This is a genomic window from Variovorax sp. GW821-FHT09D04 (assembly GCF_059416405.1).
Genome location: NZ_JBWKPA010000005.1, coordinates 280791 through 298502, shown reverse-complemented (window position 1 = coordinate 298502; position 17712 = coordinate 280791). Strand labels below are relative to the sequence as shown.

Here is a 17712-nt window from a genome sequence, read left to right as displayed (position 1 = left end):
CTGCTTCAGGTCAGCGCACGCGCATGCCCGGCGTCGCGCCCGTCCAGGGCTCGAGCACGTGGATGCCCGGGTGGGCCTTTTCGTCGCCGTGGCTCGCGGCCAGCACCATGCCTTCGCTGACGCCGAACTTCATCTTGCGCGGCGCGAGGTTGGCGACCAGCACCGTGAGCTTGCCGACCAGTTGCTCCGGCTGGTAGGCCGAGGCGATGCCGCTGAACACGTTGCGCGTCTTGCCTTCGCCCGCGTCGAGCGTCAGGCGCAGCAGCTTGGTCGAGCCCTCGACCTTCTCGCAGGCCACGATCTTCGCGATGCGCAGGTCGATCTTCGCGAAGTCGTCGATGGTGATGGTCGGCGCGATGGCTTCGCCGCCGGGCAGCTCTTGCGCTTCCGCGGCGACAGGCGCAGCGGCGGCGGCGGCTTCGGGCACGTCGAACAGCTTGTCGACCTGCTTGGGGTCGGCGCGCTGCATCAGGTGCTTGTAGTCGCCGATGGCGTGGCCGGCCGGCAGGGCCTGCGCGGCGTCGGCCCAGGTGAGCGGCGCGATCTTCAGGAAGGCCTCGACGTTCACGGCCAGCGCCGGCAGCACCGGCTTCAGGTACAGCGTGAGCAGGCGGAAGGCCTCGATGCACACCGTGCACACGTCGTGCAGGCGCGCCTCGGCGCCTTCCTTCTTGGCCAGTTCCCAGGGCTTGTTCTGGTCGACGTACTCGTTCACCTTGTCGGCCAGCGCCATCACCTCGCGCAGCGCGCGGGCGTAGTCGCGGCCGTCGTACAGCGACTGCACCTGCGTGGCCGCGGCGCGCAGCGTGGACAGCAGCGTTTCGCCGTCGGCCGACACCGCGCCCAGCTGGCCGCCGAAGCGCTTGCCGATGAAGCCGGCCGCGCGGCTGGCGATGTTGATGTACTTGCCCACGAGGTCGCTGTTCACGCGCGCCACGAAGTCGTCGGGGTTGAAGTCGATGTCCTCGTTGCGGCCGTTGAGCTTGGCGGCGATGTAGTAGCGCAGCCATTCGGGGTCCAGGCCGATCGACAGGTACTTGAGCGGGTCGATGCCGGTGCCGCGGCTCTTGCTCATCTTCTCGCCGCTCACCGTCAGGTGGCCGTGCACGTACACGGCGTTCGGCGCCTTGCGGCCGCTGAAATGCAGCATCGCGGGCCAGAACAGCGTGTGGAAGGTGATGATGTCCTTGCCGATGAAGTGCACCTGCTCCAGCTCGGGGTCGGCCATGTACTCGGTGTACGAGATGCCGTCGCCGCCCAGCTCGATGCAGCGCTTGTCCAGCAGGTTCTTCAGCGACGCGAGGTAGCCCACGGGCGCGTCGAGCCACACGTAGAAGTACTTGCCCGGCGCATCGGGGATCTCGATGCCGAAGTACGGCGCGTCGCGGCTGATGTCCCAGTCGCCCAGGCCGCCCTTGCCTTCGTCGTCCTTGTAGAGCCACTCGCGGATCTTGTTCTGCACCTCGGGCTGCACGTGGCCGGGCGCGGCGGTCCATTCCTTCAGGTAGGCCTCGCAGCGCGGGTCCGACAGCTTGAAGAAGAAGTGCTCCGAGCTGCGCAGCTCGGGCTTGGCACCCGACAGCGCCGAGTAGGGGTTGATCAGCTCGGTGGGCGCGTACACGGCGCCGCACACCTCGCAGTTGTCGCCGTACTGGTCCTTCGAGTGGCAGTTGGGGCACTCGCCCTTGATGAAGCGGTCGGCCAGGAACATGCCCTTGGCCGGGTCGTAGAACTGCTCGACGCTCTTGGTCTCGATGAGGCCGTTGGCGCGCAGGTCGCGGTAGATGTCCTGCGCCAGCTGGTGGTTCTCGGGCGCGTCGGTCGAGTGCCAGTTGTCGAAGGCGATGTGGTAGCCATCGAGGTAGGGCTTGCGGCCCGCAGCGATCTCGGCCACGAAGGCCTGCGGCGTCACGCCAGCCTTGTCGGCCGCGATGGTGATGGCCGCGCCGTGTGCGTCGTCGGCGCACACGAAGTTGACGTCGGCGCCATTCATTCGCTGGTTCCGCACCCAGATGTCGGCCTGGATGTATTCCATCATGTGGCCGATGTGGAACTTGCCGTTGGCATACGGCAGGGCGGTGGTAACGAAGAGCTTGCGCGGGGCGGACATCGGGGAGGGCGCTTTCGGGAGTGACGGACGGAAGGGGCGCGGGGCCCGTGGAGGCGGCCAGGGGCCGCGTCCGGGAACCGGGCATTTTAGGCGGCCCGTCCCGGGGCCGCCGCCATGGGGCTGCTCACCTCGGCCGCGGGGTACCCGGAGTGACCCCGAAGGCCGCGGGGGTGTCGCCCGTGCGACGTATGCTCGCAGCCTCTTTACTGAAAGTGAGCCGCCGCCGATGACCACCTCGATCCCCGCAACCCTCATCCCCGGCGACGGCATCGGCCCCGAGATCGTCGACGCGACCCTGGCGGCGCTCGACGCGCTGAAGGCGCCTTTCGTGTGGGACACCCAGATCGCCGGCCTGGGCGGCGTCAAGGCCTCGGGCGACCCGCTGCCCAAGGCCACGCTGGACAGCATCCGCAGCACCCGTCTGGCGCTCAAGGGCCCGCTCGAAACCCCCTCGGGCGGCGGCTACCGCTCGTCGAACGTGCGCCTGCGCGAGGAGTTCCAGCTGTACGCCAACCTGCGCCCCGCGCGCACCATCATCCCGGGCGGGCGCTACGACAACATCGACCTGACCGTGGTGCGCGAGAACCTCGAGGGCCTGTACATCGGCCACGAGCACTACGTGCCCATCGACGGCGACCCGCACGCCGTGGCCATGGCCACCGGCGTCAACACCCGCAAGGGCAGCCGCCGCATCCTCGAATACGCGTTCGACACCGCCGTGGCCACAGGCCGCAAGAAGGTCACGCTGGTGCACAAGGCCAACATCATGAAGGCGCTCACCGGCATCTTCCTGGAGACCGGCCTGGACCTGTACGAAGAGAAGTACAAGGGCCAGTTCGAGCTCGACACCGTGATCATCGACGCCTGCGCGATGAAGCTGGTGCTCAACCCCTGGCAGTTCGACATGCTGGTGACCACCAACCTGTTCGGCGACATCCTCTCGGACCTCGTGGCCGGGCTGGTCGGCGGCCTGGGCATGGCGCCCGGCGCCAACATCGGCACCAACGCCGCGATCTTCGAGGCCGTGCACGGCTCGGCGCCCGACATCGCCGGCAAGGGCATCGCCAACCCGACCGCGCTGCTGCTGGCGGCCGCGCTCATGCTCGACCACGTCAAGCGACCCGAGCTGGCCACGCGCCTGCGCACCGCCATCGACCAAACGCTCAACCTGGACAACGTGCGCACCGGCGACCTCGGCGGCAGCGCCGGCACGGCGGCCTTCACGAAGGCGCTGGTCGCGCGCATCAACGGCGGCTGAGAAAAGCAGACAGTGCAGGTCGCATGAAAAAACTGCTGCTGCCTGCGCTGGTCTTCCTGCTCGCCGGCCTGGCGTGGTCCGCCGCCGGGGCCGTGGACGCGCCGCCGCGCTATACCGTCGTCAAGGTCGACTTGCGCACCGAAAAGCTCGCGCTGTTCCTGAACGACGACACGGGCGCCGCCTTCAAGCGCTTCGACCGGCTCGAGGCCTGGCTGAAGGCGCGCAACCAGCAGCTGCTGTTCGCGGCGAACGCCGGCATGTACCACGCCGACTTCGCACCCGTCGGGCTGCTGGTGCGCGAAGGCCGCGAGGAAGCACCTTTGAACCTGGCCGACGGCGTCGGCAATTTCTATCGCAAGCCCAATGGCGTGTTCCTGGTGACGGCCGAGGGGCCGCGGATCGTCGAGGCGTCGGAGTACCCGGCGATGGCTGCAAAGGGCGGCGTGCAGCTGGCGACCCAGTCGGGCCCGCTGCTGCTGCGCCACGGCGCGGTGCACCCGGCGCTCATCCCCAATTCGGATTCGCGCAAGACCCGCAACGGCGTGTGCGTGTCGGGCACCACCGCGGTCTTCGTCCTTGCCGAGACGCCGGTGAACTTTCACGACTTCGCGCTGTACTTGCGCGACGTGCTGCATTGCCGCGACGCGCTGTACCTCGACGGCACCGTGTCGGCGATCTATTCGAAGACACTGCAGCGCAACGACTTCGTGCGCGACCTCGGGCCGATGCTGGCCGTGGTGGCGCCCTGAGGCCCGGCTGCTTTCTAACTTCTGTCTCTTCTTCCCGAGCCATGTCCACCACACCGCTGCCCGTCCTGTCCCTCCTCGAAACCCGCGTCCTCGGCGTGCTGGCCGAAAAGCAGCGCACCGTGCCCGACAGCTACCCGCTCACGCTCAACTCGCTGGTGTCGGGCTGCAACCAGAAGACCAGCCGCAACCCGGTGCTCGAACTCAGCGAGTCGCAGGTGCAGGCCGCCATCGACAGCCTGAAGGGCTACAGCCTCGTGGCCGAGACCAGTGGCGGGCGCGCCTTCCGTTACGAGCACAACATCGACCGCGTGCTGCGCATTCCGTCGCAGTCGGTGATCCTGCTCACCGTGCTGATGCTGCGCGGTCCGCAGACCGCCGGCGAGCTGCGCATCGCCTGCGACCGCATGCACAACTTCGCCGACATCTCGTCGGTCGAGGGCTTCCTCAACGAACTCGCCGAACGGCCGGCCGGCGCGCTGGTGGTGAAGCTGGCGCGCCTGCCCGGTGCGCGCGAAAGCCGCTGGGCGCACCTGCTGAGCGGGCCACCGGCGGAAGAGGTGGCGGGGCCGGGCGCCTTGGGCGACGGCGCCTTCGCCACGCACGGCGATTCGCTCGGCGAGGTCGCGGCGCTCAAGGCCAACGTGGCGCGGCTGGAGGGCGAGGTGGCGTCGCTGAAGGCGCTGCTGGGGCGCGTGTGCGCGGAACTGGGCATTGCGCCCGACGCGCCGACAGCCTGATACCGCGCTTCACACAGGCTTCATCCAGCCCGCACATTCGCTGCCTACCGTCGGACCCATTGCGAACCAATGGAGCTCCGACCATGGACCACGGACAAACGGCCACCTGGCGCGACCCCGCGCCCTTCGACGACATCACCCGCCGCCTGCTGGGCGGGCTGGCGGCCCTGGCCGGCGTGGCCAGCCTCTACGCCTTCTTCTGGTGGGCCGCCTCGGCCACCGGCTTCCTGCTGTTCGACGGCTGGTGGCACACCTGGCGCGGCCTGGGCACGGCCCTCGCGTTCCGCGACGCCGACTCGGCGTTCTACCTGCTGAGCTGGACGCTGTCTGTTCTTGGCGGCGCGATCGGCTGGGTCGCGCTGGTCGCGCTCGCCGTGACCCATGGGCGCGGCTGGGGCGCGGTGCCAATGTGGGTCAAGGCCGGCTGCCTGCTCGGCGCGGTCGCAGGGCTGGCCTTCGAACCTGGTCGGCTGCTGGCGCTGGCGCCGATCGTCGGCGCGGTGCTGTTGATGCTGCGGTCGATGCTGTCGGCGCGCTGAGCCCATCGGCTATCGTCGGCTTCCACGTCGTTCGCGGGAGCCGCATGACCTACGCCTGTCCCCATTGCCGCCAGCCGGGCATCGCCGCCGTTGCCAAGCGCTGGTCCAGCCGCGAAACGCCCGCGGCGTGCGGACTTTGCGGCAAGCTCTCGCATGTGCTGGCCAGCACCTCGAGCGGGATCGGGGTGGCGGGCCTGCTGATCATCGTGCTGTCGGGCATCGCAGCGGCTGCATGGGACATGGCGCCGCTGCTCTTGCTTGGCGTGGGCCTGGCGGTGGTGAACAACTTCCGGGCCTGGCGCCGCGCCAGGCTGTGGCCGATCTCGAAGGAAAGCGCCGACAGCGCCAAGAAGGCCGGCTGGTTCGTTCTGGGCCTGCTGGCGCTGTTCGGCCTGGGCTCGTGACGCCGCGCGCCGCCTGAGCCCGCGCCCTCAGGCCCCCGCCGACACCGGCACATCCAGGCTCACCTTCACCGGGTCCATCGTCACCAGCGTGCGAAAGCGCTTGACGTTGTTGCTCTGGAAAAACAGCTGGCGGGTGAGCGCGGTGTACTGCGCCATGTCGCGCACCACGCACACGAGGATGAAGTCCCACTCGCCCGTCACGTAGTAGCACTGCTGCACCTGCGGGCAGTCGCGAAAGCTTTGCTTCATGGCGTCGAGCCGCTCGATCTGCTCGCTTTCGACCTCGACCTCGACCACGATGGTGAGCGGGTGCCCGAGCGCGGCCGGCGAGAGCACGGCGCCGTGGCGCTGGATCACGCCCTCGTCGCGCAGGCGCTTGAGCCGGCGGTTCACCGCCGCCGTCGACAGGTGGATGCGCTCGCCCAGCTCGCCCTGCGAGAGGCGGCTGTCGGCCTGGATCAGTTCGAGCAGGCGCAGGTCGAGGGCGTCGAGGGGTGTCATGAGAAGAACGGGCTGGCTTCACGCAAAAACGTTGCGTGGCGGCGGCTCATTTTGCGCACCTGTCCCGCTGCGTTGTCAATAGCATCTCGCCATGAAGTTTCCAGACGAACCCCTGCGCGACCAGCTGGCCGGCTGGCGGCACCAGCTGCATGCGATGCCCGAGACCGGCTTCGAGGAGGCGAAGACCTCGGCCTTCATTGCCAACGCGCTGCGGGCGCTGGGGCTCGAGGTGCACACGGGCATCGGCGGCACCGGGCTGGTCGCCAGCCTCACGGTGGGCAGCGGGCCGGGCGTGATCGGCCTGCGCGCCGAGATGGACGCGCTCGCCATTACCGAGCTGGCGACCGAGCGGCCCTACGCCTCCGCCACGCCCGGGCGCATGCACGCCTGCGGCCACGACGGCCACATGGCGATGGTGCTCGGCGCGGCGCAGCTGCTGCGCGAGCGGCGCGATTTCGACGGCACCGTGCGCTTCATCTTCCAGCCCGCCGAAGAGCACGGCCGCGGCGCCCGGGCCATGATGGACGACGGCCTGTTCGAACGCTTCCCGGTCGACGAGATCTACGGCCTGCACAACATGCCCGGCCTGCCCGCCGGCACCTTCGCCACGCGCGCGGGCGGCCTGATGGCGAGCGAGGACAACTTCGTCATCCACATCCACGGCCGGGGCACGCACGCCGCGCGGCCGCACATGGGCATCGACCCGATCGTGATCGGCGCGCAGATCGTGCTGGCGCTGCAGACCATCGTGTCACGCACGCTCGACCCCGGCGCGCAGGCCGTGGTGTCGTGCACCGAGTTCATCACCGACGGCATCCGCAACGCGATTCCGTCGAACGTGGTCATCAAGGGCGACACGCGCAGCTACGACCCGGCCGTGCAGCGCATGCTCGAGGCGCGCATGCGCGAGATCAGCGAAGGCATCTGCCGCATGCACGGCGCGGAGTGCACGTTCAGCTACACGCACGAGTTCGCGCCCACCGTGAACTGGGCGGAATGCGTGCCGACCGCGGTGGCCGCCGCCACGGCCGTGGTGGGCGCCGAAAAGGTCGATGCGAATGTCGCGCCGATGATGATCTCGGAAGACTTCGGCGCCTTCCTGCGCGCCGTGCCGGGCGCTTTCGTCTTCCTGGGCAACGGCGCCGAGGGCGAGCCCGGCGGCACGCCGCTGCACAACGGCCGCTACGACTTCAACGACGCGGTGCTGACCACGGGCGCGCGCTACTTCGCGGAAATCGTGCGGCGGCGGCTTCCCGTGCGCGCCGCTGCCTGATCCATTCTTCTTTTCCGGTTTTCTTCCCATGCTCTTCGCCAATCCTCACGCGCAACGGCGCGGCTACGACGCGGCCCTGCAGGCCGTCATGAACATTGCACGCGGCCGCGAGAGCCGCCAGTGGCTGTCCACCTGGGACCGGCTCTCGCCGCAGCCGACACCGGCGTGGCCGCTGCCCCGGCTCGCCGCACAACTGGGCGTTGCGCAGGTGGTCGTGAAGGACGAATCGCGCCGCTCCGCGCTCGGCAGCTTCAAGGTGCTGGGCGCGCCCGTGGCCTTGCTGCGCCTGGTGCTGCGCCGTTGGCCCGAGCGGGGCTGGACGCCCGCCGACCTGTTCGCGGGCCGGCACGCCGAAGCGCTGCGCGACTTCGTCGTCATCAGCGCGACCGACGGCAACCATGGCCGCGCGCTGGCTGCTGCCGCACAGAGCATGGGCTGCCGCTGCGTGATCGTGCTGCACGCGCAAGTCAGCGAGGAGCGCGAGGCGCCCATCGCCGCGCTCGGCGCGGAGATCGTGCGCATCGCTGGCAACTACGACGCCTCGGTCGAGGAGGCCGCGCGCCTGGCCCGGGTGAACGGTTGGGAGGTGGTCTCCGACACCTCCTACGAAGGCTACGAAGAGATTCCGCGCGACGTGATGCAGGGCTACGGCAGCCTCGTCGACGAGCTGCTGGAGAACACCGCGCCCGGCGCACCGTGCCCCTTCACCCACGTCATCGTGCAGGGCGGCGTCGGCGGGCTTGCGGCGGGCGTGGCCAGCCATTTCTGGGAGCGCTACGGCGCCGCGCGGCCGACGCTGATCGTCGTCGAGCCCGAGCAGGCCGACTGCCTGCTGCAGAGCGCGCGCAGCGGCCGGCCCGACCGCGCCACCGGCAGCGTCGATTCGGTGATGGCGGGACTGGCCTGTGGCGAGACCTCGCCGCTCGCGTGGCGCTTCCTGCAACCTTCGGTCGATCTCTTCATGACCGTCACCGATGCCGACGCCGAGCACGCCATGCGCACCTTCGCCACCGGCGAGGCGGGCGACGTGCCCGTGCTGGTCGGCGAATCGGGCGCGGCCGGCCTGGCCGCGCTGCAGGTGCTCGCGGCCGACCCTGAACTGGCGCGTGCCGCCGGCCTCGACGCACGCTCGCGCGTGCTGCTGTTCAGCACCGAAGGCGCGACCGCGCCCGGCGTGTACCGCGCGCTGACCGGCCGCACAGGCGAAGAAGTCGTGGCGGCGCAGGCGCAATGGCTGCAGCGCGAAGGCATCGCCGAAGCGGCGTTGATGGCGCGCATCGAAGCGCACGCCGCCATCGGCGCGACGGCGCAAGGCGGCGTCTGCCGCATCGCACTCACCGACGCCGACCGCGCGGGCCGCGACCGGCTCGTGCAGTGGATGCGCGACCTGGGACTCACCGTGCGCATCGACCGCATCGGCAACATCTTCGGCATCCGCCCCGGGCAGCTGCCGGATGCGAAGCCCGTGATGACTGGCTCCCACATCGACACCGTCGCCACGGGCGGGCGCTACGACGGCAACTACGGCGTGCTGGCCGGCCTGGAGGTGGTGCGCTGGCTCAACGAACGCCAGCGCCAGACGCTGCGCCCCTTCGTGATCGCGGCTTTCACCAACGAGGAGGGCGTGCGCTTCATGCCCGACATGATGGGCTCGCTGGTGCATGCGGGCGGGCTGGCGCTCGAGGCGGCGCTCGACACCGTCGCCACCGACGGCGCGCGGCTGGGCGACGAACTCGCGCGCATCGGCTATGCGGGCGACATGGCGTGCGGCGCGCTGGTGCCGCATGCGTTCGTCGAACTGCACATCGAGCAGGGCCCGGTGCTCGAGGCCGAAGGCGTCACCATCGGCGCGGTGGCCGACCTGCAGGGCATCTCGTGGCAGGAGATCGTCGTCACCGGCCAGTCGAACCACGCGGGCACCACGCCCATGCACCTGCGCCACGACGCCGGCTACTGCGCCGCCGCCATCGCGGTGTTCGTGCGCGAGCTGGCGCGCCGCTACGGCGGCAGCCAGGTCGCGACCGTCGGCGCGATCGACCTGAACCCGAACCTCATCAACGTGATCGCGGCGCGCGCCACGCTCACGGTCGACCTGCGCAACACCGACGAGGCGACGCTGAAGGACGCCGAGTGCGAGTTGGCGGACTACCTGCGGCAGCTCGAAACAACCGAAGGCGTGACCATCGAAGCCCGCACGCTGGCGCGCTTCGAGCCGGTGCAGTTCGATGAACGGCTGGTGCGCCTCGTCGAGGCCAGCGCGCACGCCCGCGGCCTGAGCCACCGCCGCATGACCTCGGGCGCAGGCCACGACGCGCAGATGATGGCGCGCATCGCGCCCGCCGCGATGGTCTTCGTGCCGAGCGTGCGCGGCATCAGCCACAACCCGAAGGAGCACACGGCGAGCGCCGACCTGGCGCAGGGCGCGAACGTGCTGCTGGACGTGGTGCTGGGGCTGCTGGACGAGGCAGACTGAGCGGCGGGAGCTCAGCCGGCCGCGTTCGCCGTCACGCCGGCACCCACCCGAAGAACCGCAGCACCTCGTCGCGCTGGCGCATCGCGTCCGCGCGCCCGAGCGCCATGAGTTCGCGCGTGTAGGCCGATTCGAACAGCAGGTAACTCGCGAGCGCGCCGCCCTTCACGTCGGCCGCGACCTTCGAGCCGCCCAGCAGGTGCCGCACGGCGCCCGGCAGCGCGTCGACGTGGCGCGCCGCGATCATGTCGATGCGCTCCGACGGCGAGATCACCAGCAGGTCGAGCGGGCGCAGCGCACTCGCGGCGCGCGCCTCTTCGGGAATGAGGCCCAGCGTGTGGTTGATGCGGCGCAGGCGCTCGATGTCGACCGCCAGCGCATCCAGAAAGATGCTCGACAGCGCATGGCCGGCGATCTGCGCCATGGTCGGGTAGCCGCTGTGGGTGTTGGGCGCGTCCTCGTCGCGCGGCTCGTGCATGCGGCCCGCGCCGATCACCACGATGCGCTGCGCACCCAGGTGGATCGCCGCCGCGATGGGCGCCGACTGGCGCATCGAGCCGTCGCCGAAGTACTCGGTGTGGCCCGGCGGCATCGGCAGCGCGGTGGCCGGGAACACGAAGGGAATGGCCGACGAGGCCATCAGGTGCGCGTGCGTGATGCGGTCGCGCACCGACAGGCGCTGCGAGCGCACCCAGGGCTCCATCGGCACGGCCGCCTCGAAGAAGGTCACGTGCTCGCCCGAGCTGTAGCTCGAGGCCGTGACGGCCAGCGCCTGCACGTGGCCCTGCTGCATGAGCGTCGGCAGGCGGTCCAGCGGCACCAGGCGTTGCAGCAGGCCGGCCAGCGGCGTGTTGTCCAGCAGCGACTTCGGCTTGATGCGCATCCAGTTGGCCGCAAAGCGCCCCAGGCCGAGCAGCATGCGCCAGCGCGCGCCGCTGCCGAGCACCGAGAGCGAGTCGGCGCGGTAGATCTGCTCGGCGCGGAACTCGCCCCAGACCTGCGCGATGTGCGCGACCACGCGGTCGAAGTCGTCGGAACCGCAGGCCAGCGCGGCGGCGTTGATGGCGCCGGCCGAGGTGCCGGTGATGATCTGGAAGGGGTTGCCGCCGCCGATGGCCGCACCCGCCGCCACGGCGTCGCGCCGGATCTCGGCGATGGCTTCGAGCACGCCGACCTGGTAGGCGGCGCGGGCGCCGCCGCCTGTCAGCAGCAGGCCGGTGGCGGGGCTTGTCTCGGGCATTGCGTCGGTGTCTTTTCTTCTTCGGCGTTTTTCGGACGGGAAATGAGCGCGTCCCGGTACGGGCTTGGCGGGCGGAATAGACTACCCGCCATTCAGGAGTTTGATCAATGGCACTCACCCCCGACGGGCTCATGGACGCACTCAAGAGCGTCACGGACCCTAACACCGGCAAAGAATTCGCAGCGACCCGCTCGCTCAAAAACCTGCAGATCGCCGAGGGCGATGTCTCGTTCGACCTCGAACTGGGCTACCCCGCCAAGAGCCAGCACGCGGCCATCCGCAAATCGCTGGTGGCCGCGGCCAAGGCCGTGCCGGGCGTGGAGAACGTGTCGGTCAACATCGTCACCAAGGTCATCAGCCATGCGGTGCAGCGCGGCGTGCAGCTGATGCCCAACGTGCGCAACATCGTGGCCGTGGCCTCGGGCAAGGGCGGCGTGGGCAAGAGCACCACGGCCGCCAACCTGGCGCTGGCACTGGCCGCCGAGGGCGCCAGCGTGGGCCTGCTCGACGCCGACATCTACGGCCCGAGCCAGCCCATGATGATGGGCCTGGATGGGCGCCCCGAGAGCATCGACGGCAAGAACATGGAGCCCAAGGAGCGCCATGGCGTGCAGGTGATGTCGATCGGCTTCCTGGTCGACGCCGACCAGGCCATGATCTGGCGCGGCCCCATGGCCACGCAGGCGCTCGAGCAGCTGCTGCGCCAGACCAACTGGAAAGACCTCGACTACCTGATCGTCGACATGCCGCCGGGCACCGGCGACATCCAGCTCACGCTGAGCCAGCGCGTGCCGATGACGGGCGCGGTGATCGTCACCACGCCGCAAGATATCGCGCTGCTCGACGCGCGCAAGGGCATCCAGATGTTCGAGAAGGTCGGCGTGCCGATCCTGGGCATCGTGGAGAACATGGCGGTGCACATCTGCTCGAACTGCGGCCATGCCGAGCACATCTTCGGCGCCGACGGCGGCAAGAAGATGGCGGCCGAGTACCAGATGGCCTACCTGGGCGCGCTGCCGCTGGACATCAACATCCGGCTGCAGGCGGACAGCGGGGCGCCCACGGTGGTGTCCGACCCCGACGGCGAGGTGGCCGGGCTCTACAAGGCCGTGGCGCGCAGCGTGGCGGTGGGGATCGCGGAGAAGGCGAAGGACTTTTCCGCGAAGTTCCCGACGATCTCGATCAGCAAGAACACCTGAGACCGAGGCGGAGCAGGGCGAGGGCCTGCGCAGGCACCCCGGACGCGAGCCCGCAAGAAGAAAAAGGACGCACGCAATGAACCTGCTCGCCTCGATGCGCTACCTCGTCGCACTCAGCGAGCACAAGCATTTCGGCCGCGCCGCGCAGGCCTGCCACATCACGCAGCCGGCCCTTTCCAATGCGCTGCGCGCGCTGGAAGGCGAGTTCGGCGTCGTCATCGTCAAGCGCTCCCGCGTGTACGTGGGCCTCACGCACGAAGGCGAGCGCGTGCTGGCCACGGCGCAGCGCATGCTGCGCGACAACGAGGTGCTGCTGCAGGAGCTGCGCAGCGAGGCCGGCGACCCGCGCGGGCGCCTGCGCATGGCCGCCGTGCCCACCGCGATCCCGATGCTGTCGCGCTTTGCCGCGATGCTGCAACAGCGCCATCCGGGCATCGTGCCGGCCGTGCTCTCCATGAGCTCGCAGGAACTGGAGACGGGCCTGGAAAACCTCTCGGTCGACCTCGCGCTGGGCTACACCGAGCGCATGCACCTGCCGGGCGTCAAGCTCAAGGCCTGGCCGCAGAGCATCGAGCATTACTTCTTGCTGCGGCGTGCGAAGAAGCCCTCGGCCGACCGGCTGCGCATCGGCCGCCCCATCGCCTGGGCCGAGGCCGGCACGCTGCCGCTGTGCCTGCTCACGCCCGACATGCACAACCGCGCCATCATCGACCAGGCCCTGCGCGAGGCCGGCGTGGCCGCGGTGGCGCCGGCCATCGAGACCAACTCGGTGCTCACGCTCGCGCTGGCCGTGAGCGCGGGCACCGTCAGCAGCGTGCTGCCCGGCGCCATGGTGGCGGCCGTGCGCAGCCACCGCGAACTGGAGGCGCTGCCGCTGGTGGCGCCCGAGGTGCGCACGCCCATCGGCTTCATGACGCAGGAGGGCGTGCGGCCCGCGCGGGCGCTCGATGCGGCGCTGGCCTTCCTGCAGACGCCCGAGTGGCAGGCGCAGGCGCGTCAGCACAGCGGCGCGCTCGACGCCGCGTAGCCCCGGCCCACGGGTGTCGACGGCACCTGGATGGTTTACCCTTCGCGCCATCATGAAATCCAAAGCCCAGTTCCGCCTGCGCATCTACCGGGACGACACCATCGCCATCGGCCCCGGCAAGATCGCCGTGCTCGAAGCCGTGGCCGAGACCGGTTCGATCTCCGCGGCGGCCCGCCTGCTCGGCATGTCGTACCGCCGCGCGTGGATGCTGATCGACGAGATGAACCAGACGCTGGCCTCGCCGGCCGTGAACACCGCCGCCGGCGGCTCGCGCGGCGGCGGCACGGCGCTCACGCCGGTGGGCGAGGACATCGTGAAGCGCTACCGCGCCATCGAGAACGCCGCGCGCCTCGCAACGGCGGCCGACGTTCGCGCGCTCACGCGCCTGCTGGCCCCATGAACGCCGCCGACATCGACCCTGTCGTCTGCCGCCCGGTCGGCATCGTGCGCAGCCGCTTCACCGAGACCTCGGGCATGCCCATCCAGACGGCCGGCGCGCCCGACGAAGTGGGGCGCCTGGAGGTGTTCGCCGAGTTCGCGCCGGGGCTGCGCGACATCGAAGGCTTCGACTACCTGATCCTCGTGACCCACCTGCACCGCTGCGCGCACGAACGGCTCGAGGTGGTGCCCTTTCTCGACGACGCCACGCATGGCGTGTTCGCCACGCGCGCGCCCGCGCGGCCCAACCGGCTGGGCCTGTCGATCGTGCGGCTCACGGCGGTGGAAGGCACGACGCTGCACTTCAGCGGCAACGACATGATCGACGGCACGCCCGTGCTCGACATCAAGCCCTACGTGCCGCGCTTCGACGTGCGCGAGACCGAGCGCGTGGGCTGGTTCGGCGCGCGGCTCGATCAGTTGCCGCGCACGCGCTCCGACGGCCGGATGGACTGATCGCCGTCGGCTGACGCCTCGCCGGCCGCGCCCGGCAGCAGGTCGCCCTGCCAGCACGACCACACGTCCTGCGACAGCGTCTCGCGCGCCTGCGGCGGCGCTTCGCGGATCGTGCCCATGCTGATGAAACCCGCCAGGTACTCGCCCGGCTGCACGCCGACCTGGCGCACCAGCGTCTCGTCGAAGCAGCGCTCGCCGCTGAGCACGATGGCGCCGTAGCCCAATTGGTGCGCGGCGGCCAGCAGGTTGCCCAGCGCCGCACCGGCGCCCAGCCACTGCTCGCGCGCCGGGATCTTGCTGCGCTCGCGCGGCGACACCACGAAGCCCAGCAGCAGCGGCGGGCGCGTGGCGTGCTCGCGGGCGCGCCGCAGGTCGGTCGGGCTGGCGAGCGGATCGCGGCGCAGCTTTTCCTGTTCGAAGCACCAGGCCAGCGCCTCGCGGTTCTGCGGGCGGAACTCGATCACGCGCCACGGATGCAGCCCGCCGTGGTCGGGCGCGCGCAGGCCGGCCTGAATGATGGCGTCGAGTTCGTCGGGGTTGGGGCCGGGCGATTGCAGCCGCCGCGGCGAGACCGATCGCCGTGTCAGCAGGACTTCGAGGATGCGTTCCGCACCCGTCATGTGGCGCCACATGGCCGTCATGGCCCGCGCCGGTCGGTCCACGCGGCGCTGCGGCGCAGCACCTCGCCGATGTCCTGCGCGTCGCCCGGCGCCACCAGGAACGACTGGCTCTCGCCGCCCGGCGCGATGATCGACAGCACGAAGCCGCCGGCGTCCAGCGTGCGCTCGATGCGCCATTCGTGCACCTGCGTCACATGGCGAAGCTCGGGCCTGCCGGAGGTCGAGCGGACAACGGTGTCATGAGGGGAAAGGCGCATGGGGCGGATGGACAAAGTCTCCAACGCTGTATTCGCCAGTATATGAAGACCGGCGCATCCGTGCATCCCCGTGGGAACCAGAAGGCTGCTCATGTAACAATTACGCCGTATCTCAATGAACACGACGACCACCTCTTCGCTCATCGCCACCACCGACTGGTCGCCGCTGGTCCTGTCGCTGCAGGTCGCGGCGGTCGCGACCTTGCTGGCGCTGGTCGCGGGCGTGGCGCTGGGCTGGGTGTTCGCGCGCAAGCAGTTCGTCGGCTCGGGCGTGCTCGAGGCCGTGTTCATGCTGCCGCTGGTGCTGCCGCCCACGGTGATCGGCTACGCCATCCTGGTCGCGGCGGGGCGCCGCAGCCCGCTCGGCGCCTGGCTGCGCGAGCACTTCGACTACACCATCATCTTCAGCTGGCACGGCGCCGTGGTGGCCTCGGCCGTGGTGGCGCTGCCGCTGGTGCTCAAGTCGGCCAGCGCGGCTTTTTCTAACGTCGATCGCTCGCTCGAGGCCGCCGCGAGCACCTTGCGCCAGTCGCCGTTCTCGGTGTTTTTGCGCGTCACGTTGCCGCTGGCCTGGCCCGGCATCCTGGCCGGCACGCTGCTCGCGTTCGCGCGCGCCATGGGCGAGTTCGGCGCCTCGCTGATGGTGGCCGGCTCCATTCCCAAGCAGACCCAGACCCTGTCGATGGCCATCTACGACGCCGTGCAGGCCGGCCACGACGACCTGGCGCTGCTGCTGGTGGTCGTCACGTCGGTGCTGTCGATTGCCGTGCTGGTCGTGTCGAACCGCTTCTTTTCGCTTCGTTGATCCCCCCTTTTTCCAGGAGACTGTGCCCATGCGTCCGTTGCGTCTTTTGTCCGTCGTGCTTGCCCTGGCCCTGCCGCTTGCGGCCGCCGCGCAGCAGATCACCGTGTCCGCCGCCGCGAGCCTGACCGACGCGTTCAAGGAAATCGGTCCCAAGTTCGAAGCCGCCAAGGCGGGCAGCACCGTGCGCTTCAACTTCGCGGCCTCGGGCGTGCTGCTGCAGCAGATCGGGCAGGGAGCGCCGGTCGACGTGTTCGCCAGCGCCGACCAGGAGACGATGAACCGCGGCAACGACCAGAAGCTCATCGAAACCGCCACCCGCAAGGACTTCGTCACCAACAGCCTCGTGCTGGTCGAGCCTGCGCAGGGCGCCGTCGGCCTGAAGTCGCTGCAGGACCTGAGCGGCGCCAGCGTGAAGAAGATCGCCGTCGGCAAGACCGCCACCGTGCCGGTCGGCCGCTACACCAAGCAGGTGCTGGACAACGCCAAGCTCTGGACCGTGCTCGAACCCAAGTTCGTGCAGGCCGACAGCGTGCGCCAGGTGCTCGACTACGTGAGCCGTGGCGAGGTCGAGGCCGGCTTTGTCTACCGCACCGACGCGGCCGTGGCTGGCGACAAGGTCAAGGTCGCCTTCACGCCCACCGGCCACACGCCCGTGACCTACCCCATCGCCGTGGTGGCCGAGAGCAAGCAGAAGGCGCTGGCCGGCGACTTCATCGCCTTCCTGTCGACGCCTGCGGCCCAGGAAGTGCTCGCGCGCTACGGTTTCGGCAAGCCATGATCGATGTCGATCTGCAGCTCACGGTGAAGGACGGGGCCCGGCGCTTCGACCTCGCCGTGCGCTTCCAGACCGACGTTCCCTTTGCCGCGCTCTACGGCCCCTCGGGGGCCGGCAAGTCGCTGACCCTGCAGGCCATCGCTGGCCTGCTGCATCCGTCGGCGGGCCATGTGCGGCTTGATGGCCGTACGCTGTACGACGCGGCGCAGCGCATCGACGTGCCCGCGCCGGCGCGCCGCATCGGCTACCTGTTCCAGAACTACGCGCTGTTCCCGCACCTCACGGTGCGCGAGAACGTGGCCTTCGGGCTCACCGCGTGGCACCGCCGCACGCTGCCGGCGCGCGACGCCGAGCGCGTGCAGGCGCTGCTGGCCAGCTTCGGCCTCGCCGCGCTGGCCGACAGCCGGCCGCAGAAACTCTCGGGCGGCCAGCAGCAGCGCGTGGCTCTGGCGCGCGCCCTGGCCTGCGAACCGCAGGTGCTGCTGCTCGACGAACCCTTTGCCGCGCTCAACCCCATGCTGCGCGCCGAACTGCGCAACGAGCTCGCGCAGGTGCGCAAGCAATGGGGCATCCCGGTTTTGATGATCACGCACGACATCGAGGACGTGCTGGCGCTGGCCGACGTGGCCTTTGTCTACAAGGACGGGCAGGTGGTGCGCGAGATCGACCTGCACAACGCCGAGAGCCGCGACTTTGCGCTGCGGGAGATTGCCGGGGTGCAGGAGGTGGAGGAGACGCCGCTGCGCAGCAAGCTGCGGGGCTTGCTGATGGGTGGCGCGCGCGAGGCCTGAGCGCCTTTCCTCCCCCGTCATTTCCATTTTGAATCGCCGCATGTCGCGATTCAATTTGACGCC

General features: G+C 69.9%; 19 protein-coding genes and 1 pseudogene. 15 read left to right on the top strand and 5 right to left on the bottom strand.

What is annotated here, in order from left to right; translation table 11 throughout:
* Window positions 1–10: 10 nt before the first annotated feature.
* Window positions 11–2110 carry a methionine--tRNA ligase gene (gene metG / locus AC07O4_RS18055; protein WP_495305270.1) on the bottom strand — a complete coding sequence of 700 codons (2100 nt, stop codon included), beginning with the start codon at window positions 2108–2110 and terminating at the stop codon, window positions 11–13.
* Window positions 2111–2336: 226 nt separating this feature from the next.
* Between metG and AC07O4_RS18050 the strand changes: the two genes are divergently transcribed.
* The 5 genes from AC07O4_RS18050 to AC07O4_RS18030 all read left to right on the top strand — a co-directional run bounded on the left by AC07O4_RS18050 (window position 2337) and on the right by AC07O4_RS18030 (window position 5797).
* Window positions 2337–3368 (top strand): isocitrate/isopropylmalate dehydrogenase family protein, encoded by a 1032-nt coding sequence (locus AC07O4_RS18050; protein WP_062478955.1) that lies wholly within the window; start codon window positions 2337–2339, stop codon window positions 3366–3368.
* Between the two features lie 23 nt (window positions 3369–3391).
* On the top strand, window positions 3392–4117 hold the full coding sequence (locus AC07O4_RS18045; RefSeq protein WP_495305269.1) for a phosphodiester glycosidase family protein: 726 nt from the start codon (window positions 3392–3394) through the stop codon (window positions 4115–4117).
* A 41-nt stretch (window positions 4118–4158) separates the two neighbouring features.
* Window positions 4159–4854 carry a YceH family protein gene (locus tag AC07O4_RS18040; protein ID WP_495305268.1) on the top strand — a complete coding sequence of 232 codons (696 nt, stop codon included), beginning with the start codon at window positions 4159–4161 and terminating at the stop codon, window positions 4852–4854.
* 83 nt (window positions 4855–4937) lie between these two features.
* Entirely contained in the window at window positions 4938–5393 is a 456-nt protein-coding gene (locus AC07O4_RS18035) for a hypothetical protein (RefSeq protein ID WP_495305267.1), read from the top strand.
* A gap of 44 nt (window positions 5394–5437) precedes the next feature.
* Window positions 5438–5797, top strand: coding sequence for a hypothetical protein (locus tag AC07O4_RS18030; protein WP_495305266.1), 360 nt, complete (start codon window positions 5438–5440; stop codon window positions 5795–5797).
* A 27-nt stretch (window positions 5798–5824) separates the two neighbouring features.
* Here the strand turns inward: AC07O4_RS18030 and AC07O4_RS18025 are convergent, their stop codons facing one another.
* Window positions 5825–6298, bottom strand: coding sequence for an Lrp/AsnC family transcriptional regulator (locus AC07O4_RS18025; protein WP_495305265.1), 474 nt, complete (start codon window positions 6296–6298; stop codon window positions 5825–5827).
* 91 nt (window positions 6299–6389) lie between these two features.
* On the opposite strand from AC07O4_RS18025, the gene AC07O4_RS18020 reads away from it, so the two are divergent.
* The 3 genes and pseudogenes from AC07O4_RS18020 to AC07O4_RS18010 all read left to right on the top strand — a co-directional run bounded on the left by AC07O4_RS18020 (window position 6390) and on the right by AC07O4_RS18010 (window position 10044).
* Window positions 6390–7571, top strand: a complete 1182-nt coding sequence (locus AC07O4_RS18020) for a M20 aminoacylase family protein (RefSeq protein ID WP_495305264.1) — start codon at window positions 6390–6392, stop codon at window positions 7569–7571.
* A 28-nt stretch (window positions 7572–7599) separates the two neighbouring features.
* Window positions 7600–8799, top strand: a pseudogene (locus tag AC07O4_RS18015) (diaminopropionate ammonia-lyase); the annotation flags it as partial.
* Window positions 8785–10044, top strand: coding sequence for a M20 family metallo-hydrolase (locus tag AC07O4_RS18010; protein WP_495305329.1), 1260 nt, complete (start codon window positions 8785–8787; stop codon window positions 10042–10044). The pseudogene AC07O4_RS18015 and the gene AC07O4_RS18010, both read left to right, overlap by 15 nt.
* Window positions 10045–10075: 31 nt before the next feature.
* Here the strand turns inward: AC07O4_RS18010 and AC07O4_RS18005 are convergent, their stop codons facing one another.
* Complete coding sequence (locus tag AC07O4_RS18005) at window positions 10076–11281, bottom strand: patatin-like phospholipase family protein (protein WP_495305263.1); 1206 nt, start codon at window positions 11279–11281, stop codon at window positions 10076–10078.
* A 107-nt stretch (window positions 11282–11388) separates the two neighbouring features.
* On the opposite strand from AC07O4_RS18005, the gene apbC reads away from it, so the two are divergent.
* From apbC to tsaA, 4 genes are all read left to right on the top strand, one after another.
* Window positions 11389–12480, top strand: coding sequence for an iron-sulfur cluster carrier protein ApbC (gene apbC, locus AC07O4_RS18000; protein ID WP_062478984.1), 1092 nt, complete (start codon window positions 11389–11391; stop codon window positions 12478–12480).
* 76 nt (window positions 12481–12556) lie between these two features.
* The gene (locus AC07O4_RS17995) at window positions 12557–13507 is read left to right on the top strand and encodes a LysR family transcriptional regulator (protein WP_062478987.1); all 951 of its coding nucleotides are present in this window, start codon (window positions 12557–12559) and stop codon (window positions 13505–13507) included.
* A gap of 52 nt (window positions 13508–13559) precedes the next feature.
* Window positions 13560–13907, top strand: a complete 348-nt coding sequence (locus AC07O4_RS17990) for a winged helix-turn-helix domain-containing protein (RefSeq protein ID WP_062478989.1) — start codon at window positions 13560–13562, stop codon at window positions 13905–13907.
* Window positions 13904–14401, top strand: coding sequence for a tRNA (N6-threonylcarbamoyladenosine(37)-N6)-methyltransferase TrmO (gene tsaA / locus AC07O4_RS17985; protein ID WP_159274924.1), 498 nt, complete (start codon window positions 13904–13906; stop codon window positions 14399–14401). The genes AC07O4_RS17990 and tsaA overlap by 4 nt, the downstream gene beginning before the upstream one ends.
* On the opposite strand, the gene AC07O4_RS17980 is transcribed toward tsaA, so the two are convergent.
* Window positions 14362–15042: a nitroreductase family protein gene (locus tag AC07O4_RS17980; RefSeq protein WP_495305262.1), complete on the bottom strand. Its 681-nt coding sequence runs from the start codon at window positions 15040–15042 to the stop codon at window positions 14362–14364. The two genes, tsaA and AC07O4_RS17980, sit on opposite strands and share 40 nt — an antisense overlap.
* Window positions 15039–15278 carry a hypothetical protein gene (locus AC07O4_RS17975; protein WP_062478998.1) on the bottom strand — a complete coding sequence of 80 codons (240 nt, stop codon included), beginning with the start codon at window positions 15276–15278 and terminating at the stop codon, window positions 15039–15041. Before AC07O4_RS17975 ends, AC07O4_RS17980 begins: the two co-directional genes overlap by 4 nt.
* Before the next feature lie 115 nt (window positions 15279–15393).
* Here AC07O4_RS17975 and modB point away from each other — a divergent pair, with 115 nt between their 5' ends.
* Genes modB through AC07O4_RS17960 form a run of 3 tightly spaced genes read left to right on the top strand, consistent with a single transcriptional unit; the run spans window position 15394 to window position 17649 of the window.
* Window positions 15394–16083, top strand: a complete 690-nt coding sequence (gene modB / locus AC07O4_RS17970) for a molybdate ABC transporter permease subunit (protein ID WP_062479002.1) — start codon at window positions 15394–15396, stop codon at window positions 16081–16083.
* A gap of 28 nt (window positions 16084–16111) precedes the next feature.
* Window positions 16112–16861, top strand: coding sequence for a molybdate ABC transporter substrate-binding protein (modA, locus tag AC07O4_RS17965; RefSeq protein WP_495305261.1), 750 nt, complete (start codon window positions 16112–16114; stop codon window positions 16859–16861).
* Entirely contained in the window at window positions 16858–17649 is a 792-nt protein-coding gene (locus tag AC07O4_RS17960) for an ABC transporter ATP-binding protein (RefSeq protein ID WP_495271145.1), read from the top strand. The genes modA and AC07O4_RS17960 overlap by 4 nt, the downstream gene beginning before the upstream one ends.
* Window positions 17650–17712: the final 63 nt, after the last annotated feature.